The organism is Peribacillus sp. P4_B1 (assembly GCF_056402395.1).
The window spans coordinates 48318-73247 of the sequence record NZ_JBFUHM010000023.1 but is presented as its reverse complement, the minus strand read 5'-3'; the positions used below and the strand labels follow the sequence as shown (position 1 = coordinate 73247).

The following is a 24930-nucleotide window of genomic DNA, read 5'->3' as shown; positions in this document are numbered from 1 at the left end:
CTTATAGGCAGGTTGCCCACGTGTTACTCACCCGTCCGCCGCTAATCTCAGGGAGCAAGCTCCCATCGATTCGCTCGACTTGCATGTATTAGGCACGCCGCCAGCGTTCGTCCTGAGCCAGGATCAAACTCTCCGAAGAAATGTTTGACTTGCTCATTTTGCTTTTTTAATAGTGTGTGCTCACTTAAAATTTAACGTTGGCGCTTTGTTTTGTTCAGTTTTCAAAGAGCAATTTTCACAATCGTTCTTYCGAACGGCTTGTTTATTCATCATAACACTTTATTGATTAGTTGTCAACTTCTGCGAAGTTTTTAACTTATTTTAAATCGCTGTGTTTTTCAGCGACCATTTCATCTTATCATTTTCATAGTAAGAAGTCAATAGTTATTATTTTCTTCTAGCAATCTGCCAAAAGCGGATGAAGTTTTTCGTTTGTCTTAGTTGGTGCTTATTTATATTAATCCTATTTCACYTTAAAGTCAACGCTTTTCCTCTATATTATTATATTTGTTTGAGTGCACAGTTTATTAGCTTCTAAAGTTTAAACAATTCCATGACAGTACTTATATAAATAGAAAGAAATGTAACCATACATAATTACTTTGTGGATTGTGTATTATCATCCTGCAGGGATGTAAAGTGTAAAAAAGAGCTCCTTCAGCTGTTTAATTAAATTGACTACCCCCTATCCCCTCGAATATTCATTGTTTTTTCCCTAATTCTTGAATGTCTTGCCAGTATACCTGTCGGTCTTTCTCCTCAGAGGAAAAGTTTTGCAAAGAACAGATAGGGTTTTCGACAAAAAAACTCAGAACTCCTCTGTAAACATCCATACTACATATAATAGCCTAATAAACTCCTGTATATCGTTTTTATGAATGACATCTAAATCTAATGAATAATGGAGTGTGGAATATAACCAAATTGACTTCACAATTTCCATCATGTTAATATATAACCAAGTAAAATAATCGGAATAGTTAATTTTATACTTTTACAAGCTAACTTTTAATTAAACATAACTATATAGCTAAAAGGAGATGGGAATATGAAAGCAGCAATGGTAATACCAGGTGCGGAATCTTTTTTCTTACCCGGCAATTCTATCGGTATCCTTATTTGCCATGGTTTTAATGGAACACCACAAAGCGTAAGGTATTTAGGTGAAAAATTCGCTGCCAAAGGCTTTACTGTCTTCGCTCCCAGATTGGCAGGCCACGGAACGAATGAAGGTGAAATGGAAACGAGCCATTATCAAGAATGGATACAAGATGTTGAAATGGCCTATGCAAAGTTAAAGCGAACCTGCACCAAAGTATTCGCTATTGGCCAATCAATGGGAGGAGCTCTTGTCCTGGATTTAGCGACAAAAGTGGCTTGTGACGGGATTCTAACCATCAATGCCGCTCTTCAAGTTCCCGAATATGAAATATACCGTAACCAATTGGTTCCACGCTTCATTCCTGAAGGCAAACCAGACATAAAAGATGATACGACCAAAGAAGTCACATATGACCAAGTTCCGTCAAAAGCGATTAATCAATTGCTCGATATAATGGAACATACCAGTCAACTACTTAAAAACATTACGTGCCCAATACTCCTCTTCCATTCTCCAGAAGATCACGTTGTACCAGACCTATGTTCCTATCAAATTTACGAAACTGTCATGTCCAGCGATAAGGAAATGGTGCCCCTTGAAAATTCATATCATGTGGCCTCGTTGGATCATGATAAAGATCATATCATTGAACGGTCATGTCAATTCATTCAAAAGCAAAATAAAAGGGCAACAATCGCTTCTTAACCTCCTTTATAAATTGGGTTTACCCATACACTTCATGGGTATATAAAGTATATAAAGAAAAAGGAGGTAACATAATGAGCGGTTTATCAGACAAAGTAAAAAGTACTGTAAATAAGGTTAAAGGTGAAACGAAAGACCAGGTCGGAAACGCGAAAAATGATCCTCACTTACAAGCAGAAGGTAAAGTCGATAAATTAAAAGGCAATTTACAGGATAACATTAGTAAATTGAAAAATAACCGTTGAAGCAATAGATGGGTACATTATTCACTCAATACTCTTAACGAACATTCTCGCCCCCCTTATATAGAGAAGAGGCGACAGATAATCTGCCGCCTCTTCCTTCTTTAATTTGCTTGAATAATTACAACACACATATCATCCGGTTGATCTTGCTGCATTTTCGGGGGCATCAAAAAATCAATAGGGGGAGTTTCTTTACAATCTAACCATCTCGTCGAGACCGCTTCTTTTATTTGGCTGAGCCCTTCTGTCCCTTCCCGATCAATAGCTTCCATGACTCCATCCGTAAATAGCATAAGCTGAATCTTCCCTTCATAATGAATGATGGATTTTTCTATCTTCATCTCGGTAAAGAAACCAACTGGACATGTCCCTTTTGAAAGTGATGCCACTTTTCCATCATCTATTAAAGCAAAGCCTGGAGGATGTCCAGCATTCACATATTCCACTGTCTTTTGCTCTGTATCAATGATCAAATAAATCGCGGTAAAATAATAATGCACTAGATTGTCCTCTTTATTAAGGGTACTCATCCAGCGATTCATTTCGTTTATGACTGCCACTGGATCAGTATGTGTCCTGATGGCATCTCTCAAAACTGAAGAAATGAACATACACACAAGTGAGGCGGAAATGCCATGCCCCATCATATCCAACAGGATGATCCCATACCGATTTTCATCAATACGGTGCCAATAGTACATATCCCCTGCCAATTTATTCGCAGGTAAGTATGATGCTCTTATAGTTAAGTGATCATTTCTAATGGGCTCACTTAATAAACTGCTTTGAACCTGCATGGAGAGATCCAATTCGTTGCGAATTTTTTCATCCTGCATTTTATGCCAATCTTTTTCATATTTAAGTCTTAAACCCACGCGAATTCTCGCAAGTAAATCTATTTTATTGATAGGCTTCATTATATAATCAATACCGCCCACATCAAGTGCCTCGGCCACCTTGTTTGAATCTTCAAGAGCGGTCACAAAAATAACCGGTATATCTTTAAGGTGAGGAATACTTTGAAGCCTCCTGCATGCCTCTATCCCATCGATCTCCGGCATCATAATATCAAGCAGAATGATATCAACTGAAGTCTCTTTAGGTTGCGGACTATCCACCTGTAAATATTCAAACATCTCAACAGCTGAAGTTAATGATAGAAAGTCCGTATAGCCTGCTCGCTTTAGAATTTTCTCTATAACGAAAAGGTTAACCTGGTTATCATCTACGATTAGAATCCTCATTCTTTCATTCCCCTTTTGGCTTATATCGAGCGGCAACATTTATCTTTATAATATGGATCAGTTTAATAAAGCTCCCATAACAAGTATTTTCCCATTATATTATAACGAAGTTCAGTCTCTTTTAATAATAATAAAGCACGACAACGAATATAAAATGAAGACCAACTCATTGTTTATACCCCTTCTTCCGACACCATAAACATAGAAATGCAAAAAAAGCGGAAAATATAGTATATCCCTATAAATTAAAAGAAAGAGTACGCAAATATGCGTACTCTTTCTTTTTACAATTTCCGATAAATCCGTTCCTTTGAGTCAAAGTCCTCATAATCTTCCGAAAAGGATGATGTATGAAGTGTTTCCTTACTGCCAACTGCAAGGAAACCGTCTTTACAAAGACTGTCATAAAACAACTGATTAACATAGGTCTGTAATTCACCGGTAAAGTAAATCATCACATTCCGGCACATTATGATATGAAATTCATTGAACGAACCATCAGTAACTAAATTATGCTGGAAAAACACAATGTTTTTAAGGAGACTCGAATCAAGGTAGGCATTTTGATAATCGGTTGTGTAATACTCCGAAAATTCTTGGTTACCGCCAGCATGCAGATAGTTTTTTGTATAAGACTGCATTCTATTTAATGGTAATATTCCTTTTTCCGCATGACTGAGGACTTCATCATTCATATCAGTGGCATAAATCCTTGCCTTATCATAAAGTCCTTCTTCCTTGAGGATGATCGCCATGGAAAAGGCTTCTTCACCGGTCGAACAACCAGCATGCCATATTCTGATTTCGGGAAGGTTTTTCAAAAGCGGAACGATATTCAAACGAAAAGCTTTAAAGAATTCCGGATCGCGAAACATTTCTGTAACATTTATTGAAAAATCCTTCAAAAGCTTCTCGACATAGCCTTTTTCATATAAAACCATTTCTATCATTCCGCTAATCCTGCGAATATGATCCAGTCTCATTCTATTTTCAACTCTTCTTTTAATTGAAGAACGCATATACTTGCGAAAGTCAAAGCCAGAAACGGAATAAATGGCCTCTAACAATAATTCGATTTCTATATCTTCTCTTTCTTCAATCGTTAAAGTATCCTTCATGCAAAACCTTCCTTACCCATACTATCAATCAATTAATTAGTCAGCCATACTCTTAGAACGGATAACAGCTGATCTAATTTTAATGGCTTGCTGACATAATCGGAAGCGCCAGCCTTCAGGCATTTTTCCCTATCGCCTTTCATCGCTTTGGCCGTTAGCGCGATGATTGGAAGATTCTCGAACTTACTTTGCTCGCGAATTCTGGTCATCGTTTCGTAACCGTCCATGCCTGGCATCATGATATCCATCAATATTACATCTATATCGTTACCTTTTTCAAGGAGTTCCAAACATTCGTAGCCGTTTTCCGCTGTAAGGATTTCCATCCCCTCATGCTTCAGGGCATTTTTCAGTGCAAATATATTGCGGTGGTCATCATCGACGACAAGTACTGTTTTATTGCAGAATGGTTTGGCCTTATCCCGATCTTCTTCATCCATCATACCTGCATCCGGTTCTTCCTGATCGCCAAAAGGCGCGGCAGAATCATCGTGGTTAGCAGCAGCTGCCACTTCCGGAGAAGCAGCTATTGCTTCGTCTACATTTTTGAAGCCCTCTGGCATGCTTGGAATAAAGAAAGTAAAGGTACTGCCTTGCCCTTCTTCACTATCTACAATCACCCAGCCTCCCAGAAGTTTGGCAAACTCCCGGCAAATCGATAGCCCAAGTCCTGTACCGCCATATTTTCTCATTGTAGCTCCGTCACCTTGCTGGAATGCTTCAAAGATAAGTTTTTGCTTCTCTTTTGAAATTCCGATGCCAGTATCCTTCACCTTAATTTCAACCCAATTGCTAGCTCCTTTTGTCTGTATCCATTGTGCTACATTTTCTTCATCAGCTTTTTTGATTTGGACGGACACATAACCTTTTTCTGTGAATTTAAATGCATTGGACAACAGGTTTTTCAAAATTTGCTGGAAGCGCTGTTCATCCGTAAAGAAAATATCCGGAACATTTTTATCTTTTTCTATTATAAAGTCAATGTTCTTTTTCTTGGCTACATGATCGAAGTTACGGTGCAATAACTCAGGAAGTTCACTCATATTCATTTCATCAAAGACCACTTCGAGCTTTCCGACTTCAACTTTTGATAAATCCAAAATGTCATTGATCAACGTTAATAAGTCTTGCCCTGATGAGTTAATGACACGAGCGAATTCCTGTTGCTCTTCAGTTAATTTACTATCATTTGGATCGGAAAGCATTTCTGATAAAATCAGAATACTATTGAGCGGTGTCCGCAATTCATGGGACATATTTGCCATGAACTCCGATTTATATTTTGAACTTAACTTTAATTCTTCGGCTTGTTTTTCAAGGTTTTGTTTTGCGACTTGAAGCTCTTTTGATTTTTCTTCCGTTTCACGGTTTCTCTCTTCTAATTGTTCATTAATCATCCGCAACTCTTCAGCCTGTGTTTGCAGTTCCTCTGATTGGGCTTGCATTTCCTCTGACTGTGATTGTAATTCTTCCGATTGAGCCTGTAACTCCTCGGTTTGTGCCTGTGATTCTTGCAATAAACGCTCTATTTCCATCCGGCCCTCTACATTATTAATCGTGATGCCTAGAGTATCAAGAACCTGGTTCAGGAAATGTTTTTGCAACTTCGTAAAGGCCTCCAAGCTTGCCAATTCAACCATCGCCACAACCTCATCCTCAAAAACCACTGGCGCAATGACAATGCTTTTCGGATGGACTTCCCCTAATCCCGTTGTAACCAAGTGGAAATCTTCAGGGATATCGTCAATGACTTTCGATTTCTTTTCAAGGGCGCATTGTCCGATCAAACCTTCGCCCATACGGAATTCACGTCTGCCTGAGTCTTCACCATCTCCTGCAAAGCTGGCAAGCTTAACAAAACGCATGTCCTCACCCTCACCCCGCTTGAGGTAAAAAGCTCCAATTGAAGCTCCCATCATCGGTGCAAGTCTCGTAATGAATCGGTCAGCCAGAACTTCCACATCAACAATGCGCTGATACATGGTAGCTATATCTGCAACGCGGGTCTGGATCCAGTTCTGTTCACTGATCTTATCAGTGAAATCTTTCTCTTTTCGATTATAGGCCTCAAGCGATTCCGCCATATCATTGAACGATCTCGCTATATCACTAATTTCATCAGTAGTTCGAACCGGAATTCTTGGTACGACCGATAAATTTTTAAAATCGATATTTTTGATGACTTTCGTAATGGATTGCAGATCTTTCGATGTACTGCGAATCATCCAAACAACCGTTACGGAAATAACCAAAATGCTGAGAATGACCGCAAAAATCACAAAACTGATCATATCTTCATAAGTTTGTTTCGAATTACTTAAGGTATCTTTCATGACACCTTCTTGGTAATCCTTAAATTCATCCATCGTACTGATGACTTTCTTTCGTTTTTCCCTTTGATCGTCCATCAAGTTTGAAAGATCATCCGAAGAGTTTCCCGATTTTATCTTTTGGATGATCTCAGCCTCAGTTATGGAGTAAGAAGCATATTGAGTTTCAAACTCTTTCAATAATTGTTTTGCTTTCACCCTCTGTAAACTGCCTGATAAACCTGCAATTTTTGATTCAATCAAACTATGATTCTCATTGATGATTTCAAGGCTCTCTGCTCTTTCTTCTTTATTTGCATCATTCGCTGCAAACAAAATCTCACGGTCCGACCTAGAAAACAGCTGACGGATTTCCATCGAAGCTTGAACCTTTTCATAGCGATTTTCAACTATTTCCGTCATGCTACTCTTTAAATTGTTAAGCGTAACCATCATAAAAGAAAGTAAAATAGCCAAGAAAAGTAAGATTAAACCGAATCCCACCATTTGCTTCTTCCTAAAACCCATTTCCCCGCCCACCTTCATACAATTTTATAATCATCCAGAAATAAACGGCATTGCAAAATACATCTTATTACTATCATTTGGATCACTAGGATTTTTCTTTATATGCTTTTAATTTACTAAATGATAGATAGATTCATTGCTCAGACTCCATTTTAACATTTTCATAGCTAAAATGGTTACCTCCAGTGTTTTTAAAAATGTATTCCTTTTTCCAATTAAGTGGGAGTCTTTCTTTTCCTTTGTTATAACCAAAAGGCCAATCCGTATTTACTCATAATAAAAGCCGAAAGTTTTCACCTTCGGCTCTTGTTGGGAATCTGTTATTGAATTTTCTTCACTTCCACATATAAAACATGGTGGTCGGCCATTTCCTTTACAGTAAATTCATATCCGGCATATTCAATTCTATCCCCGACCGCAATCTCAAATCGGCCTGTCAGGAACCATCCGCCTAATGTATCGATATCTTCCTCTGGCAAATCGATTGCAAGGGTATCATTGACGTCTTCAACCAATGTTTTTGCATCGAAAACATAATGTCCTTCATTAATTTTTTGAATAAGCGGACGTTCATCCTGGTCAAATTCATCCTGGATTTCCCCAACGATTTCTTCAAGGATGTCTTCAACCGTAACAAGGCCGGCAGTTCCGCCATATTCATCAGTCAAGACCGCCATATGAATCCGTTCCTTCTGCATTTTCAGCAGCAGATCATGAATGGCGATCGTTTCAAGAACACGGATGACAGGTGTTACAAAGGAATCCACCGTCAGTTCTGTTACATTTTCCTCCGTAATCGTCGCTGTATAAAGTCTCTTGATATTGACCATTCCCACGACATTATCTTTATCACCGTCTATGACTGGGTACCTTGTGTATTGTTCTTCTTGAATAAGTTCAACAACTTCCAATAAAGGCATGCCCTTTTCGATAACGGTCATTTCCGTACGAGGAACCATGATCTCATTCGCAATACGCTCATCAAATTCAAATATCTGGTTTACATATTTGTATTCCGACTGGTTGATCTCACCGCTTTTATAGCTTTCCGATAAAATGATGCGCAGTTCTTCTTCAGAGTGGGCCATTTCGGACTCAGAAGCAGGCTTTAATCCGAATATGCCAGTTAGGAGACGGGCAGAACCATTCAGTAACCAAATAAATGGGTACAAAATCCGGTAAAAGAGAATTAACGGCTTTGAAAAAATCAAGGTTACCTCTTCTGCCTTTTGGATCGCAACTGTTTTTGGTGCCAGTTCCCCCACTACAACATGAAGGAATGTTACAGAACCGAATGCGATTACGAAAGAGATGATATGACTTACCGATTCCTCTAATCCCCATTTATTGAACAATGGTCTTAAAATCGCCTCAACTGTCGGTTCACCCAATACCCCCAAACCTAAGGCAGTTACTGTAATCCCCAACTGACAGGCAGATAAGTACTCATCAATATGGGTCGTCACTTTCTTAGCCGCAAGTGCATTTCTATGCCCTTCTTCAATCAACTGATTGATTCGGGAACTTCTGACTTTCACGATTGCAAATTCCGATGCAACGAAAAATGCGGTTAATGCTATTAGTACAGCTACTGCTAATAATTTTATAAAAATCTCCAATATGTGCGGGTTCACCATGAAGTGCCTATCCTTCTAACATTTGGATTAGACATACACGGTTTAATCCCAAGCACCTCCTGTATAAATGGGTTTATTCGTTTCAAAAGCGATTTTCGCCTTAACATGAACCAAAACCATTTAGCCTATATCGTTAATATGCACCTTTGCACACAAAATAATAGGGAATAAATTTTAATCATACCAGCAACACTAGTAATGATTGGATCAAGGCCATGCTTTCATGGGAAATCTGTTTTTTTAGAAGAAGCTCATTTTTTTCGTCTTTTTTAATCAAGCTGATGACTTCTTGAAGTTCTTCGTTCAGGCCATCCATTTTGTTTTTCAGTTGAAGACCTGTTTCCTCAATTGCGGATGCGACTTCCTTTTCCTGTTTAAATATATCTTTTATGTCTTCCAATGAAAGGTTCTTTCTTTTATATCCCTCGATACTGCGGAGCCTTTCAAGTTCACCTACCGAATAATAGCGGTAATTAGAGGCGGAACGCTCTGCTTTAAGCAGGCCTAAGTTCGTATAATAATCAACGGTTCGTTTTGTAACATTCGCCATTTCCGCCAACTCGCCAATTTTTAATGTCTCGTTCCCAATATAACCCCTCCAAACCGTAACGTGATGGTTTAGACAATCTGAACATATGTCTTTTCCGCCATGACGTTTTATTCTATCCTCTAATCGTACATTATTTTTATTGAAATGAAAAATATTTTTAATTGGATGAAAGGATAAATATTGTTTTATTCACATTTTTACCCTTCATGGATAAACAAAAACCGATTAATTGAATAATCGGTTTAATTTATGATTTAAGCCATGGATTCTATTTTTTTGTTTTAACTGAAAATTGATTGCTCAATATCTTAGGACCGCATTGGCATAGGGAAGAATGCTTTAGCCTTTTTATTGGTTTTCCGCATGTTTCACAGACTTTTGCTACCATTTATACTGTCCTCCTCGCTTTAACTGCTTGTTATACCTATTATACTACTTCATTGATGATAATCAATACTATATTAAAATCATTATAAACTATAGGGTGATTTTGCATTTTTATCACTTATTTTATAAGCATCTCACTTCACAAGTGATAAATATGGATTTTGGTGATTCCTTTAGGAGTGGGACTTTTAGGTCTTCTTTAAAAATGGGACTGACATACGTCAGTCCCATTTTTTTATTCAGTTGCATGTAAAGAATTACTCCTTTTAACCCAATAGGTCGCCAATACGATTAAAAGAATTAAAACAACTTGCGGCACCAGCGTTTCCATTGTTGGATAGAGACCTATCCATTCTACAAATGGGAAGGAACTGATCGTATTTGTCTGTATCACTTGCGAAACCTGAAGCGAATGGATAGAGACCCCAAGAATCTTGAAAGCCAAGGCATATATGAGTATCGTTGCGACTTTAAAGAATAGGGTCATCGGTAATTTTACACTGTAGCGTAACATGATGAATCCAATTACCACTAATATGAGGAAGGCAAGGAAAATCCCGCTCATCAGCTGCTTTAATTCCATATATGGAGCCATTCCAGCATAAAAGATAATGGTCTCCGCACCTTCACGGAATATGGATAGAAAACTGATTAAAGCAAAAGAGATGATGCTTCCCGTTGCAATGGCTTGGTTCATTTGCTTGCTGATATAACGGTTCCATGCATGGACATTCGATTTACTATGAAGCCACAGACCAATTGTCAACATCATCAATACAGCTATTATCCCAGTGATTCCCTCAATATATTCCCGGCTCGACGCAGCCGTGACCTGAGAGAAAACGATATTGATTATGACCGCCAATATGGAACTGGCAACTAAACCTGCACCTACCCCTGTCCAAATCCACTTTTGTTTGTCCGCTTGCCCTATTTTCTTTAGGAAAGACAATAATGTAGCCACAATCAAGAGTGCTTCCAATCCTTCCCGTAAAAGAATCAGAGCGGCATCCCATGTTGTATAACTCGTATCATCAATCAAAGGGAGTAACCTTGAGTTTAAATCGGATACGATTCCCTTCGCTTCCTCAGCCTTTACCTTTTTCGATTGCAATAGGCTGATTGCGGTAGGGACTTTCGTTTCCATATCGCTGTAAAGCTTGCTGTCCCTTGTGGAGACCTCCCCTTCGACATTAGGCCAAATTGTTAAAATTTCATTTAACTGATCAACGGCAGAATCGATGTCATCCTTTTCAATATCCGTTGCACTACTTTGTAAGAGTTGCGTTACATCCCCAAGTGAATAGGTCTTCTTCTGGCTTCCTTCTTCAACTTTACCAGCAAGGAAATCCTCCATTAAACCCTTCAATTCAATTAGATTCTTTTTGGCTTTTTCCGAATCTGGGGGATCTTGTGTAATCGCTATTCGTACAAAGGCCATACTTGTTTCAATTTCACCATATGTAGCTATACTTTTCTCCCTGACAACGACCTCTGCGTCGGTCCATTGATTCAGCAGGTTCGTATATTGAACTTTAGCTTGATCAAAGTCACCTTTAGTTACCGTTGCGTCCAACTCATCTATTAAAGGAATTATCGCTTGTAACCTTTCTTTATGGTCCGTCTTGTCAACTGGGTTTTCATTAGTATCATATGTAACAAGAGTACTTGATAAAGCCGATAGCCGCTTTTTGATTTCATCTGTTGAGGCTTGTTCTCTCAAAGCGCTTTTTACAGCGGATAGTTGCTCGTCGACTTTCACCGCACTTTCACTGTCCGTTTTTATCGTTTTCCATTCTTTCTCGAATAGATCAATATTTTTCGATACTTCCTTAAGGTCCCCGGATTTTACCTTCATTAAACTATCGCCAATATAAACAAAAAGCTGATCATGGTTTTCACCCGCCGAAACGATCCTTACAGCAGATGAAAGAAATAAAAGACTGACTATTAGAACCAATATCCCACTCTTCCATTTAGAAACGGTCATACCGTTCCCTCCTTTTTCATGAACTAAAATCGCCAACCCGGATAATATCCATGCTGGCGATTTTCACGTCCTCATTTGTAATTCAATTTATCCAAAAAGGGAATCCCCAATATAGCCACCCTTTTTCACACCTGGTAAACAGGCGAACATGGCACTGCCCTTGTGAACGATATATTCGTTGAGCTTATCATTTTTCGCTAGTCGCTCCTGTATGGGAATAAATTGTTTACTTGGGTTTCGCTGAAAACAAATGAATAGCAGGCCCGCATTGAAGCTTCCTGTTTTAGGATCCATTCCATCTGCATATGAATAAGGACGTCGCAGTATCTTTGCTTTTCCGTCCCCCCTAGATAGACTCATATGCGAATCTTTGGGAATGATCCGATTTCCATTTGGGTCTTTAGCTTCCAGGTCAGGGCTATCAAACTCATTCTTCATTCCTAGCGGAGCTCCACTGTCCCGATGTCGGCCAAACGTATTTTCTTGTTCTTTCAATATTGTGCGGTCCCAAACTTCAATGTACATCTGAATTCGGCGCACCACCATATAACTACCTCCAATAAGCCAGTCAGGCCCGTCATCAGCCTTTACCCAAACATGCTCATTCATTTCACTGTTATTATTCTTATCCGGATTGGCAGTCCCATCCTTAAACCCAAATAAGTTTCGCGGTGTCGTTTTTTGTGAATCGGCTTGCTTAGTCCGTTGAAAACCTGTCTGTGCCCAATGAATGATTGTTTTCCCTCTCCCGATTCTCACTAAATTCCGAACAGCGTGAAAAGCCACTTGAAGATCATCTGCACATGCTTGAATACAAATATCTCCACCGCTCCATTCTTCTTCCAATGCATCTAGAGGGAATTTGGGCAGGTCCTTTAATTCAGCAGGTCGTTTCGATTTCAAACCAAATCGATCTTTCCCATCTTTCGAAAATAGGGTAGGACCCACTCCAAAAGTAATCGTTAAATTGGAAGGTGATAATTCTTTCGCTTCCCCCGTATCTTTTGGAGGCATATTTGTATTAAGAGATGCTTCACCAATTAAATCTCCTGCTGTCATCTGAGCCGCAGCCTCTGTCCAATCCTTAAACAGCTGGATTAAATCAGACCTATTATCTGTCGTTACTTCCAATGATGCAAAATAAAGGTTATCTTGCGCTTCAGTGGTGATACCAGCCTGATGCGCTCCATAAAATGGGACAATATCTTTAGTTTGCCCCTTTGCCTTTTGATCAGAAAGAGTCAGCAGTCCTCCAAATCCAGATGCTCCTATCGCGACTCCGATTCCACCGACTCCTGCCGTTTTCAACATATTTCTACGACTTACTTTTTTTGTAAAAATACCAATTTCATCTTTTGGCGTGTTTTCTTTCAATTATGATTCCTCCGTTACAATCCCTATTTGCGAAAGTGGTTCAGCTAATGCATCAATTGCTTGGCTCAACTCTTTGACTTCAGATTCCTTTAAATCCGTATATGAGATGTAGCCATTTCCTTCTTTATGCTTTTCAAGCAAGCCGTATACATCGTCAAAACGTTTTTGGATTTCCGCAGCAAGCTTCGGATCCTTTTCTTTCAGCGCTGGCGTAAGCAGTTCATAGATCTTTTCTGCCCCTTCTACATTTGCAACGAAATCATATAAATCCGTATGAGAATATCGGTCCTCTTCTCCTGTAACTTTACTGGTAGAAACTTCATTCAATAAATCCACTGCACCCGTAATTAATAAATCAGGTGTGACCTCAACCGTTTCAACTTTGGCACGAAGCAAATTGACATCACTCATTAATTGATCTGCATACCCTTCGTACCCCTTGGTTGTGTTTTCTTCCCATAACCCCATTTCAATCCGGTGGTAACCGCCCCAGTCTGCATCTTTGACGTCCCCTTTACGCGCATCAATTTTCGGATCAAGATCCCCAAATACTTCTGCGATCGGTTCCGCTCTCTCATAATGCATGCGGGCTGGTGCGTATGCTTCCTTCGCTTTTTCAATATCTCCGGAAGATACCGCCGTAGTAAATTCTTCCGTTGCGTTTACGAACTCTTCTATTTCACCAATTGCATATTCCCTGTACTCGGTAGATACATCATCAAGCTTACTCGCACTCGCTTCTTTGGCGTTATCATCTGCGGGCTTAGTTTCTTCCTTTTTCTGCGTACAGCCAAATAATAGGCTTGTTGATAGTAAGACTGCTAATGTCGCCTTTGCTTTCTTCATATTGTATTCTCCCTTAGAAATGATTTGTAGGTTCATATTATCAGATAATGAAAATCATTATCAATATATATTTTAATGAAAATGCGACATTTTTCATTCTCATCGAAAAAATCCACCCACTTTACCTTTTCCCTTCCGTATATAAAAAGCTTACAGCGGCTAAAAATAAAAAAAGGCAGTGTTCTTTCAACTACCTCTAACGCTCACTCATTAACTTGTCATTTTCTTTGTCCATGATTTTTGTGATGTCCTCAACAAATTGATTGATAAATATTAGCTCTTGCTCATTATAAGCGGAACATAAATCTTTGGTGGCCATAGAGAGTGATTGATAGTGTGATTTAATGTGTTCCTGTCTTTCGGATATCGGTGCAATCATTACCCGTCTTCCGTCCATATGATCTCGTTCTCTTTTAACATAACCGGATTTCTCAAGGCGATTGATCAGTGCCGTAACCGAGCCCGTACTCAATCCTGTAATTTTGGATAGTTCTCCAGCGGTTATTGGTCCTGTTTCATTCAATATTTCCGCACTCTTTAAATCCGTATGGGACACCCCTATTTTCTGAGCCATGTTTTGTTGAAATAAAACGGATCTCATTCCATACCTTTGCAAACTGTGTGTTAAACTCTCTAACAGAGCTGCATTCACCCCATAATCGCTTGACATAAAATGCCACCCCTTTTACACTTGAATTTATCTTGATTTTCAAGATAAATGTTTTGTTTCATCTTAACGTTTACCCTTCAACCATGTAAAGGAAATTCATGAGCTGGTTGATGCGAAGGAGGAAAATAAATGAACGATCAAAAAAAACAAAGATTCATTGTTGCCGGTTTATTATTGGGTATCTTGATGTCAGCAATGGATAATACGATTGTTGCGACTGCAATGGGAACGATCGTTTCCGATTTAGGCGGGTTCGATAAGTTTGTATGGGTGACATCTGCCTATATGGTCGCCACGATGGCAAGTATGCCGATTTTCGGTAAGCTTTCCGATATGTATGGTAGAAAAAGGTTTTTTATTTTTGGACTCATAGTCTTTTTAATCGGTTCCGCTTTATGCGGTATGGCTCAGAGCATAGTACAGTTAAGTATCTTCCGTGCCATCCAAGGTATAGGCGGAGGAGCTTTGATGCCCATCGCCTTTACGATCATTTTCGATATTTTCCCACCTGAGAAACGAGGAAAATTGACAGGGCTTTTTGGTGCTGTATTTGGGGCCTCCAGCGTATTGGGACCGCTTTTAGGTGCATATATTACCGAATATTCCAGCTGGCACTGGATTTTCTACGTCAATGTTCCGATTGGAATCATCTCTTTATTTTTTATCTGGAAATATTACAAGGAGTCAGCCAACACCCAAGAGCAAAAAATTGATTGGGGTGGTGCAGCAACTCTCGTCATTGCCGTTATCAGCTTAATGTTCGCTCTCGAACTGGGCGGAGAGTATGGCTGGGGTTCATCTCCTATCATAGGTCTGTTTGCTAGCTTTGTGGTTTTCTTCATTTCTTTTTTCTTTTTCGAAAAAAGGGCAAAGGATCCAATCATCTCATTATGGCTGTTTAAAAGGCGATTATTTGCCACTTCTCAAATTTTAGCCATTCTTTATGGCGGTACATTCATTATTTTAACCGTTTATATTCCGATTTTCGTCCAAGCGGTTTACGGTGGTTCCGCAACAAATGCCGGATTGATCCTCACCCCTATGATGCTCGGTTCGGTATTCGGCAGTGCAATTGGCGGGATATTCAATACAAAGACAAGCTTTCGCAACTTAATGACGATTTCCGTCATCTGCTATTTTTCGGGTATGCTTTTATTAGGGACCATTACTCCTGATACCAGCAGGACTTTATTAACTTTATACATGATTCTGACGGGGTTTGGCATGGGCTTTTCCTTCTCCCTTTTGCCTATTGCCTCCATTCACAATTTGGAACCAAGATTCCGGGGGTCGGCCAACTCAACAAACTCATTTCTCCGTTCTTTTGGGATGACACTCGGTGTAACGATTTATGGAGCGATTCAGAACAATGTGTTCACAAGTAAAATGGCGGATGCATTTAAAGGAATGCAAGAAAGCCCGGATACAGCCGGATTAATCAAGGACCCACGTCAACTCTTCCAATCGGACGCACGTGCCGAGATTCCGGACTTTGTCCTGGATAAAATCGTTCATGCGATGTCCGATTCGATTTCACTAATATTCACCTTGGCCCTCATTCCGATTGGTCTTGCAGCAATCACTGTGTTCTTTATGGGAAAAACAAGAGTGGAAACAACTTCAAATGAGGAATCATTAAAATAAATAAAGGCGCTGGACTTCCAGCGCTTTTTATTTATTTTCATTCCTTCTATTTAGGAGGTGAAAATTACCGAAAAATCAGTCTACTACTAAAATATAAGTAACACATTCACATACCGAGGTGAGAAGTTTGAAGATTGTATGTTTTGGTGACAGTTTAACCAGAGGCATTTCTTATGTTAAGGGACGGCTTCGCATTATTAAAGAAAATTATCCGAACTCTTTAGCTAAGCTTACAGAATCATTGCCATTCGTGGAAGTTTTGAATAAAGGGGTTTTCAATGACAACTCCGACCTGTTGGTTAGCCGGATCGAGAAAGACGTGATGTCGGAAAATCCCGATATCGTATTAATAGAGGTCGGTGGAAACGACTGTAACTTCCATTGGGAAGAAGTAGCCAAGAATCCAGATGGTAACCATGAGCCCATCGTTCCAATCGAACGTTATCTGGAAAATATCACACAACTTGTCAAGCAGGTTCAGGACGAGCATGTAACACCTTTCCTTTTAACTCTCCCACCTTTGGACCCTGCCAGGTATTACAGATCCATCGCTGATAAATTCGGGCATTCGATCGGGCATTTCGTTTCCCATGTCGGAGGTATTGAACATTGGCATGGGATGTATAATCGCCAATTGAAAAACCTTGCAGAAGATCTTAAGGTGCCTTTGATTGATGTCCGTTCCCATATTAAATCCTCCGGCGACTTGGGTCTCTTGATTAGTGATGATGGCATCCACCTCACTTCCGAAGGGTATCAGCAAATGAGCATGGCCATATTCTATGATTTACAAAAGCATATGGCAGTGGAAATAGCTCCTCGGCCATAAAACAGAAAAAAAGGCAAAGCATGGCGCTTTGCCTTTTTTTGGTTTTTATAGACTTTTCACTTCCACGTTTTCCGGAAGCTTGAAAGGGTTCTCGGTATTGATCCTGTCATAAAACATCATCCCGTTCAAATGATCTAGCTCATGTTGAAAAACGATTGCAGCAAAGCCCTTCAGCCGCATCTCTATTTCCTCACCATTACCATCCACCGCTTTAATTTTAACCCGTTCATAACGCGGTACATATCCTTTAACATCACGATCGACAGAAAGGCAGCCCTCACTTTGCGGTAAATAGATCATTGTGGCAGAATGACTGATAATTTTCGGATTCACAAGGGCATATTCAAACAGCTTCCCCTTTTCGTCTGGAAAATACATGACGAACATGCGTTTATTCAAGCCTATCTGATTTGCAGACAACCCAACGCCTTCACGCAAGTTGTACTTCTTTTGGAGTTTTGGGTCCTGGCTATTTTTAAGGTATTGCATCATGCATTCCAACGTTTCACGATCTTCATCCGAAATCGGCAGGCTAACTTCATCCGTTACCTGACGCAGAATTGGATCTCCTTCTCTAACGATATCCTTCATCGTAATCATATAGTCTTTTATAAATTTACTCATAGAACTTCACACTCTTCTACCATTTTATTTTTTCATGACTTAGACCATTTCACTTTAGCATTTCGCATTTAAAAAGTCTAATAAGCAGGTTAGAATAAATTTACCTAAATCCTGGACTCCATTACTAAAATTTTCAATAATGAATTTCATTTCCTTACTCTAACATTATTTACCTTAACTTTAGGGTACAAAGACCTATATATTAAACGTTTAAAAATTCTATACTGAATATATATTCTTAAAGGAGATGAAAAATTGAATTCGAACTCTAAATTTGTTTCGAAGTTGCTGCCGTTCTTGACGGCTTTCATTGTGATAATTGCTGGAATCAGTTGGTATGTTGTTACACAGTCAAAGGAAATGGTCATTCCTTTTTCTTCTGTAGAAAAGACGATTAAAGCTCAAAATGGAGCCCCTGTCACCATTGAAGAAAAAAAGAATGGCACTCTTCACATCTCCACACCAGATGGAGAATACGTTTCTAGTATTCCTCCCAACAGTCAAATGATCAATAAACTTGTCGAAACATATAACGTTCAATATTCTTTTTCATCAACTAATAAATCAGCAATATGGATTCTAGGCGGATTGTTGGCGGCTCTCGTCGCAACCGGTGTCATTATACAGAAAAGATCAAAAGGTGGATTACGGATCGGCAGCAAGAAACAAAGCCTTTCCACCCCTAAGCCTCTACCAGAGATAACCATGGATGATGTAGGCGGTTTGCAAACCGAAATCAAACAGGAAATCCTACAGACGCTCACTACACTAAAAGAACCTGAACGTTCAGCAAAGATTGGAATTAAGCCGCCTCAAGGCATTTTATTATACGGCCCCCCTGGGACGGGGAAAACGTTGCTTGCCCAGGCAATCGCAAAAGAGCTTGGTTCAAACTTCTTCTCTACGAGCGGTTCGGCCTTCAACGAAATGTTTGTTGGAGTCGGTGCAGCCCGTGTCCGCAGTCTTTTCCAAAATGCACGTAAGCAATCGCCAGCTGTCATTTTCATCGATGAAGTGGATGCGTTGGCCGGCAAAAGGAAAGCTCATGGCGGGGAAGAAGGCGAAAAAACGTTAACTGAACTGCTTGTGCAATTGGACGGAGGCCATCCAAATGAAGGCATTTTATTCATCGCAGCGACCAACCGGAAAGATATGCTCGATGAGGCATTTCTACGTCCGGGCAGGATCGATTTCTCTTTCCAAGTTCCACTCCCAGATACACAAGGAAGAAAGGAAATCATCGATATCCATTCGAAGGGAAAGCATTTGGCAACGGATGTCCTTGCCTCCTTGGATGAATTGGCTGAAAGTACATCCGGTTTCTCCGGTGCTGACTTAAGTGCTCTATTCGATACTGCCTCACGTCATGCACTGAGGAATGAACAGGATATGATTCGTAAACAGGATCTTGATTATGCCATTGACCGTACGATACTTGGAGCCACATCACGTACTTTGAATGATGTGGATACGAAGCGGCGTGTGGCCATTCATGAAAGTGGACATGCCCTGATTGCAGCTTTGACAAAGCCTGGTTCTGTTCGAAAGGCGACCATCATTCCTCGTGGGGAAGCCCTTGGATATGTAGCGCCGATACCAAAAGAACTACATCTAGCTACAGCAAGCGAATTGCTTGATCAAGTCAAAATGATTTTAGCGGGCGGCGTGGCGGAAAGAATGTATTTAGGGGAACACAGTATTGGTGTAGGCGGAGATGTACAGCAGGCGAAACATCTACTTGAACAAATGGTCGATACGGGAATGCTTCAAGATGGATTTACCCTCACTTTCAATAAAGGTGAGAAGGAACAAAAGATGCAGGAATTATTCACCAAAGCGATTCAGGAAACGGAAATGTTGATTGATACGAATCGCCAACAGTATGATGAGCTCGTTGATGAGTTATTGAAAAAAGAGACACTCGATGGATCAGAAGTTCAGCGTATCGTTGATGCTTCAGAAATAACCAGCGTATGCTCGAATGCTTAACACTATTTTCTGCTGGAGTGTTTTAAAACCTACTCTGTGTTTGGGGCCTGTTTGAATCGAACAGGCTCTTTTTTTTGATCATATTCGGAGGCGACCCGTAAAGCTAAGAAGTGAGGAAAGGGGAAATTAACCAGAAGGAAATTCCGTCCACTCTCTGTGAGTGGATTTCAGCATATAAAAGGGCTGTCGACATTGTCGACAGCCCTTTTTCAAGGTTTGCACCTATCACTTTATAGTTTTTCCAACTGGATGATACCTGGTGTGTTTTGTTTCTGGATCCCTGCCTTTTGCAATTTCACTGCCGTTCCTTCTGGTAAGTTAGTGAATATGATAGGAGTGACCGTAGACGGAGCATTCCGTTTTATGAAATCTAAATCAATTTCCAAAAGAGGTGTTCCTTTTGTTATCTTTTGACCTTCTTGCACAAGAGATGTAAAGCCTTCTCCATTTAATTTAACTGTATCTAAGCCAACATGGATCAGAATTTCCAGTCCATTATTCATTTTCAATCCCAATGCATGATTTGTTGGGAAGATACTAAGCACTTCCCCATCGATTGGTGATACTAGTTTCCCATTGACTGGCTCGATAGCAAAGCCATCACCCATCATTTTCATCGCAAATACTTGATCGGGAACCTGCTCTATCGGCAAAACGGTTCCTTCGATTGGAAGGACAAAGTCATTTGCCCCCAAAGTTTGGTTTTCTTCCACTCTTTCCTCTGCCACTTGTGCAGATGGACCTGTTTTCACTTGAATTGGATCGACGCCATTCTTGACAAGTTGTTTCATCGCATTTGCCACAAATTCAACATTCGTTCCAACAATGACTTGCACACTTGATTTATTCAATTTCATTACACCGCGCGCACCATGCCTTTTTAAGGCGGCTTCATTCACATTACCTGTATCGGCAACTTCTAAACGTAAGCGTGTTGCACAGTTATCAATTAGCTTTATGTTTTCTTTACCGCCAAGATCTTGAATGAAAAGCGATCCCATATCGGTATATTTATCCCCTGTTTTCACAATAGTTTCTTCTTCCACATCTTCCTCATCATCTTCCCGGCCAGGTGTTTTTAAATCCATGATCTTGATGACAAAATAGAAAATCACGAAGTAAACGACAGCGTATACTAAGCCAATCGGTATTAACCATAGTGGTTTTTGCGCAATGCCAAAGTTCAAGAAATAATCAATGGCTCCTGCGGAGAATCCAAAACCGTGATGAATATCCAAAATAACAGCAAGTGCCAAAGAGACCCCGGTTAATAAGGCATGTATTACATATAACACTGGCGCGATGAACATGAACAGAAATTCAATCGGTTCAGTGATTCCTGTTAAGAACGAGGTGAAGGCTAACCCGAGCAGCATCCCCGTCACCAATTTACGTTTCTCTTTCTTAGCAGCTGCAATCATCGCTAATGCTGCAGCGGGAAGGCCGAACATCATGATTGGGAAAAAACCAGTCATGAAAGGTCCAGCAGTTGGATCACCTGCGAAGAAACGGTTTATATCACCGGTCGCTCCATTGTATTCACCAAATACGAACCATACCATACTATTCAGGACGTGATGCAAACCTACTGGAAGCAATAAGCGATTCAATACGCCAAATACTCCTGCACCTAAAGCTCCTGCACCTGTAATCCAGTCTCCGACGTTATTGATTAGATCTTGAATAGGAGGCCATACAAAACCGAATATTCCCGCAAGTAAAATCATCGCCAGAGATGTGATAATCGGAACAAATCGTTTCCCTGAAAAGAATCCAAGCCATTCAGGGAGTTTTATTTCAGAGTATCTATTATATAGGAAGGCAGCAACTATACCTGATATAATACCTCCTAATACAGCCATGTCGATATCTTTATTAATCGCTTGTGTACCATTCGTCAAAACAAAGTAACCAACAAGACCAGCTAATGCCGCAGCACCGCTCCCATCTTTGGATAATCCAATCGCTATACCTAAAGCGAACAGTATGGCAAGGTTATCAAAAATTGCTTTTCCCGAGGCAGCCATAAATGCAATATCAAGTAAATCCGGTTGCCCTAACCGAAGCAATAAAGCTGCTGCTGGTAAAACAGCAATTGGCAACATCAAAGCTTTCCCAATTTTTTGTAGAAAATTTAACATCTAACTCATCTCCCTTGTTCCTAACATCTTTTGATTCAGCAGAATGACAAGACATATAAAGCGTTTTCATTTTGTCAATAGAATAATTTTTCTTTGGCTTATACTAGCACAGAAAAGATATAGATGTCTATACCAATTTATCTGGAAATATACTATATTCTTAGAATATAAGAGAAAAATATCATCATTTACCCCTTAACTGGTCTAGACAACTATTAATAAAAACGATAAAATGAGGGCAAAATACAAGAGACCAATTCATGACTCATTCATTAAGTTTTACTTTCACAAAGGAGATTATGTATGAAAACATTCATTATTAATGATCTGATTGTTCATAGCGAAAACGAAACATACAAAAATGGGTACATTAAGGTCGTGGATGGAAAAATTGCCGAAGTTGGGCCAGTAAACCAATACAAACATGACGATGATGTTAAAGTAATCACTCTTTCATCAGATTACCAGGTAATTCCCGGTGCCATCGACATTCATATCCACGGGGCATCCAATTCCGATGCAATGGATGCCACACATGAAGCATTATCTACAATGGCAGAGACTCTTCCCAAAGAAGGAACCACCAGCTTTCTGGCCACTACAATGACTCAAACTACCGAAGCCATTGAATCAGCACTACTTAATGCTGGTAAATATATCGAAAGTCAATCTCAAGAACACGCTGAAATAATTGGAATCCATTTAGAAGGTCCTTTCATTTCACCGGTCCGTAAAGGAGCACAGCCTGAAGAGCATATCGTTGACCCTGATGTCACTCTATTTAAAAGGTGGCAGGAAATGGCCGAAAATCAAATCAAGCTTGTAACGCTTGCTCCTGAACAACCAAACGGATTAGATCTTGCCGCTCACTTAAAGGCAACTGGTGTCGTCGCTTCCATTGGACATTCAGATGCAACATATGACCAAATCTATGAAGCAATCCAAGCAGGGACTACCCACGTTACACATCTTTATAATGGGATGCGGGGACTCCATCACCGTGAACCTGGTGTTTTGGGAGCTGCTTATCTTCGAGACGAGCTATATGTTGAACTTATTGCTGACGGCATTCACTGCAGGCCGGAAATGATCAAGCTGGCATATAACCAAATTACCAGCGAACGAATGATCTTGATAACGGATTCGCTTCGTGCCAAATGGCTTGAAAAGGGAACCTATGATTTAGGTGGTCAGCCTGTGTATGTTAACGAAACGAAAGCAACGCTTTCAGATGGTACACTAGCCGGCAGTATATTGAAAATGAACGATGCCATCAAGAACACAATGGAATATACCGATTGTTCCATGACTGACATTATAAAAATGACGGCGGAAAACCCTGCCAAACAACTTCGGATTTTTGACAGAAAAGGAAGCATCCAGGTCGGCAAAGACGCCGATCTTGTAATATTGAATGACCGCTTGGACGTTGAAATGACGTTCTGCAGAGGAAATTTAGCTTTTAAAAAGGAGAATGTATAATGAATATCATACAAGTGCAGGACTACATGGAAATGAGCCGGACAGCCGCAGAAATAGTGATCGGAAAAGTCAAAGGAAATCCTGATATCAAATTGGGCCTTGCAACAGGCGGTACCCCTAAAGGAATGTACGATAATTTGATTGAAGATCATGTGCGCAATCATACTTCTTATGAACATGTAACGTCTTTTAATCTTGACGAGTATATCGGCTTAAAACCAAATGATCCAAACAGTTATCATTATTATATGAATGACTCCCTATTCACTCACATCAATATAAATAAAGAGCGCACTCACCTGCCAAATGGCACAGCAGATGACACCAACGGAGAATGTAAACGGTATGATGAAATGATTGATTCCGTCGGAGGGATCGATCTTCAGATACTTGGCATTGGGCAAAATGGCCATATTGGTTTTAATGAACCTGGAACTTCCTTCACATCAGGTACACATGTCGTGACACTCGAAGAATCCACGCGTCAAGCGAATGCACGTTATTTCGATTCCATAGACGAAGTTCCTACACATGCCGTTACGATGGGCATTTCAACAATCATGAAAAGCAAAGAAATTCTGCTGTTGATATCTGGTGAAGAAAAAGCCGAAACCTTGAAGAAATTGATACACGGTGACATTTCAGAGGAATTCCCTGCATCTATCCTAAAAAAACATAATAATGTTACAATTATCGCAGACCAAAAAGCGTTATCCGGAGTGATAATACCCTAAAAGGAGCGAAAGTCGATGATTGATAAAAACTCACCTCTTCCGATTTATTTTCAAATCGAAGAACAAATAAAAAGACAAATAGAAAACGGTGAGTTCCAAGCGCACGATGCCCTTCCATCTGAACGCGAATATGCCGAGCAATTCGGAATTAGCCGGATGACCGTCCGGCAAGCCATAAATAATTTGGTGAATGACGGATACTTATACCGTCAAAAAGGAAGGGGAACCTTTGTCGCCGATAAGAAGTTGGAGCAGCAGCTCAATGGGCTGACCAGCTTTACAGAGGATATGAAAGCCAGGGGGTTAAATCCAAGCAGTAAGCTGCTGAGCTTTGAAATCATTCCGGCTAATAAGAAAATTGCCAGTGAATTGCACATTTCCCTTCATGCTCCCGTTTATGAAATAAAACGCATTCGCTTGGCAGATGATGTTCCAATGGCACTCGAGACCGTGTACATGTCTGCTAATTTAATTAAAGGACTAACGGAAGAAATCATTAACCTTTCCCTTTACCAGTATGTGGAGAATTACATTAAACTTAAAATAGACTATGCTTCACAAACATTGGAATCAGCGATTGCTTCTGAATTGGAAGTGACCCATTTAGCGATCCCAAAGGACTCACCCATATTATTCATTCAAAGGAATACATTTTTAATAGATGGAACTCCTCTTGAATATGTTAAATCGGCTTATCGTGCAGACAGGTATAAGTTCACTATCACTATATCCAGATAATCTTAAATATTTTTGATATACAGAAGGGCCAATCACTAGAGTCT

At 40.0% G+C, this 24930-nt stretch carries 19 protein-coding genes and 1 rRNA gene; 8 read left to right on the top strand and 12 right to left on the bottom strand.

The genetic code is table 11. The annotated features are described in order from the left end of the window. Window positions 1-139 (bottom strand): 16S ribosomal RNA (locus tag AC1DVK_RS14915); the annotation flags it as partial. A gap of 909 nt (window positions 140-1048) precedes the next feature. Between AC1DVK_RS14915 and AC1DVK_RS14910 the strand changes: the two genes are divergently transcribed. Then, window positions 1049-1807: an alpha/beta hydrolase gene (locus tag AC1DVK_RS14910; protein WP_061461167.1), complete on the top strand. Its 759-nt coding sequence runs from the start codon at window positions 1049-1051 to the stop codon at window positions 1805-1807. 74 nt (window positions 1808-1881) lie between these two features. Further along, entirely contained in the window at window positions 1882-2052 is a 171-nt protein-coding gene (locus AC1DVK_RS14905; protein ID WP_081108663.1) for a CsbD family protein, read from the top strand. Between the two features lie 101 nt (window positions 2053-2153). Here the strand turns inward: AC1DVK_RS14905 and AC1DVK_RS14900 are convergent, their stop codons facing one another. The 9 genes from AC1DVK_RS14900 to AC1DVK_RS14860 form a co-directional block, all read right to left on the bottom strand. Continuing rightward, window positions 2154-3296, bottom strand: a complete 1143-nt coding sequence (locus AC1DVK_RS14900) for a PP2C family protein-serine/threonine phosphatase (protein ID WP_477626789.1) — start codon at window positions 3294-3296, stop codon at window positions 2154-2156. 284 nt (window positions 3297-3580) lie between these two features. After that, window positions 3581-4414 carry a CheR family methyltransferase gene (locus AC1DVK_RS14895; RefSeq protein WP_061461165.1) on the bottom strand — a complete coding sequence of 278 codons (834 nt, stop codon included), beginning with the start codon at window positions 4412-4414 and terminating at the stop codon, window positions 3581-3583. A gap of 32 nt (window positions 4415-4446) precedes the next feature. Beyond that, the gene (locus AC1DVK_RS14890) at window positions 4447-7251 is read right to left on the bottom strand and encodes a response regulator (protein ID WP_410863973.1); all 2805 of its coding nucleotides are present in this window, start codon (window positions 7249-7251) and stop codon (window positions 4447-4449) included. 320 nt (window positions 7252-7571) lie between these two features. Beyond that, complete coding sequence (locus tag AC1DVK_RS14885) at window positions 7572-8870, bottom strand: hemolysin family protein (RefSeq protein ID WP_477626788.1); 1299 nt, start codon at window positions 8868-8870, stop codon at window positions 7572-7574. A 196-nt stretch (window positions 8871-9066) separates the two neighbouring features. Beyond that, window positions 9067-9438 (bottom strand): MerR family transcriptional regulator, encoded by a 372-nt coding sequence (locus tag AC1DVK_RS14880; protein ID WP_250211735.1) that lies wholly within the window; start codon window positions 9436-9438, stop codon window positions 9067-9069. Between the two features lie 622 nt (window positions 9439-10060). Next, complete coding sequence (locus AC1DVK_RS14875) at window positions 10061-11815, bottom strand: FTR1 family iron permease (protein WP_477626787.1); 1755 nt, start codon at window positions 11813-11815, stop codon at window positions 10061-10063. An 87-nt stretch (window positions 11816-11902) separates the two neighbouring features. Continuing rightward, complete coding sequence (gene efeB / locus AC1DVK_RS14870) at window positions 11903-13189, bottom strand: iron uptake transporter deferrochelatase/peroxidase subunit (protein WP_477626786.1); 1287 nt, start codon at window positions 13187-13189, stop codon at window positions 11903-11905. After that, on the bottom strand, window positions 13190-14035 hold the full coding sequence (efeO, locus tag AC1DVK_RS14865; protein ID WP_089363929.1) for an iron uptake system protein EfeO: 846 nt from the start codon (window positions 14033-14035) through the stop codon (window positions 13190-13192). It lies immediately after the preceding gene. 196 nt (window positions 14036-14231) lie between these two features. Next, a complete protein-coding gene (locus tag AC1DVK_RS14860; RefSeq protein ID WP_477626785.1) occupies window positions 14232-14705 on the bottom strand; it encodes a MarR family transcriptional regulator in 474 nt (157 codons plus the stop codon). A gap of 129 nt (window positions 14706-14834) precedes the next feature. On the opposite strand from AC1DVK_RS14860, the gene AC1DVK_RS14855 reads away from it, so the two are divergent. Both AC1DVK_RS14855 and AC1DVK_RS14850 read left to right on the top strand, forming a co-directional pair. Further along, window positions 14835-16349 (top strand): MDR family MFS transporter, encoded by a 1515-nt coding sequence (locus AC1DVK_RS14855; RefSeq protein ID WP_089363928.1) that lies wholly within the window; start codon window positions 14835-14837, stop codon window positions 16347-16349. Between the two features lie 127 nt (window positions 16350-16476). Beyond that, entirely contained in the window at window positions 16477-17178 is a 702-nt protein-coding gene (locus AC1DVK_RS14850; protein ID WP_477626784.1) for an SGNH/GDSL hydrolase family protein, read from the top strand. A gap of 45 nt (window positions 17179-17223) precedes the next feature. Here AC1DVK_RS14850 and def read toward each other — a convergent pair whose 3' ends face one another. Next, window positions 17224-17802 (bottom strand): peptide deformylase, encoded by a 579-nt coding sequence (def, locus tag AC1DVK_RS14845; RefSeq protein WP_089363926.1) that lies wholly within the window; start codon window positions 17800-17802, stop codon window positions 17224-17226. Window positions 17803-18057: 255 nt separating this feature from the next. Between def and AC1DVK_RS14840 the strand changes: the two genes are divergently transcribed. Further along, window positions 18058-19791 (top strand): AAA family ATPase, encoded by a 1734-nt coding sequence (locus tag AC1DVK_RS14840; protein ID WP_089363925.1) that lies wholly within the window; start codon window positions 18058-18060, stop codon window positions 19789-19791. 230 nt (window positions 19792-20021) lie between these two features. On the opposite strand, the gene nagE is transcribed toward AC1DVK_RS14840, so the two are convergent. Beyond that, window positions 20022-21932, bottom strand: a complete 1911-nt coding sequence (nagE, locus tag AC1DVK_RS14835; RefSeq protein WP_317778534.1) for an N-acetylglucosamine-specific PTS transporter subunit IIBC — start codon at window positions 21930-21932, stop codon at window positions 20022-20024. A 303-nt stretch (window positions 21933-22235) separates the two neighbouring features. Here nagE and nagA point away from each other — a divergent pair, with 303 nt between their 5' ends. The 3 genes from nagA to AC1DVK_RS14820 are packed head-to-tail and all read left to right on the top strand — an operon-like array spanning window position 22236 to window position 24886. Beyond that, window positions 22236-23414, top strand: a complete 1179-nt coding sequence (nagA, locus tag AC1DVK_RS14830; protein ID WP_477626783.1) for an N-acetylglucosamine-6-phosphate deacetylase — start codon at window positions 22236-22238, stop codon at window positions 23412-23414. Further along, on the top strand, window positions 23414-24148 hold the full coding sequence (nagB, locus tag AC1DVK_RS14825) for a glucosamine-6-phosphate deaminase (protein ID WP_427088328.1): 735 nt from the start codon (window positions 23414-23416) through the stop codon (window positions 24146-24148). The genes nagA and nagB overlap by 1 nt, the downstream gene beginning before the upstream one ends. 15 nt (window positions 24149-24163) lie before the next feature. Beyond that, window positions 24164-24886, top strand: a complete 723-nt coding sequence (locus AC1DVK_RS14820; protein ID WP_410863004.1) for a GntR family transcriptional regulator — start codon at window positions 24164-24166, stop codon at window positions 24884-24886. Window positions 24887-24930: the final 44 nt, after the last annotated feature.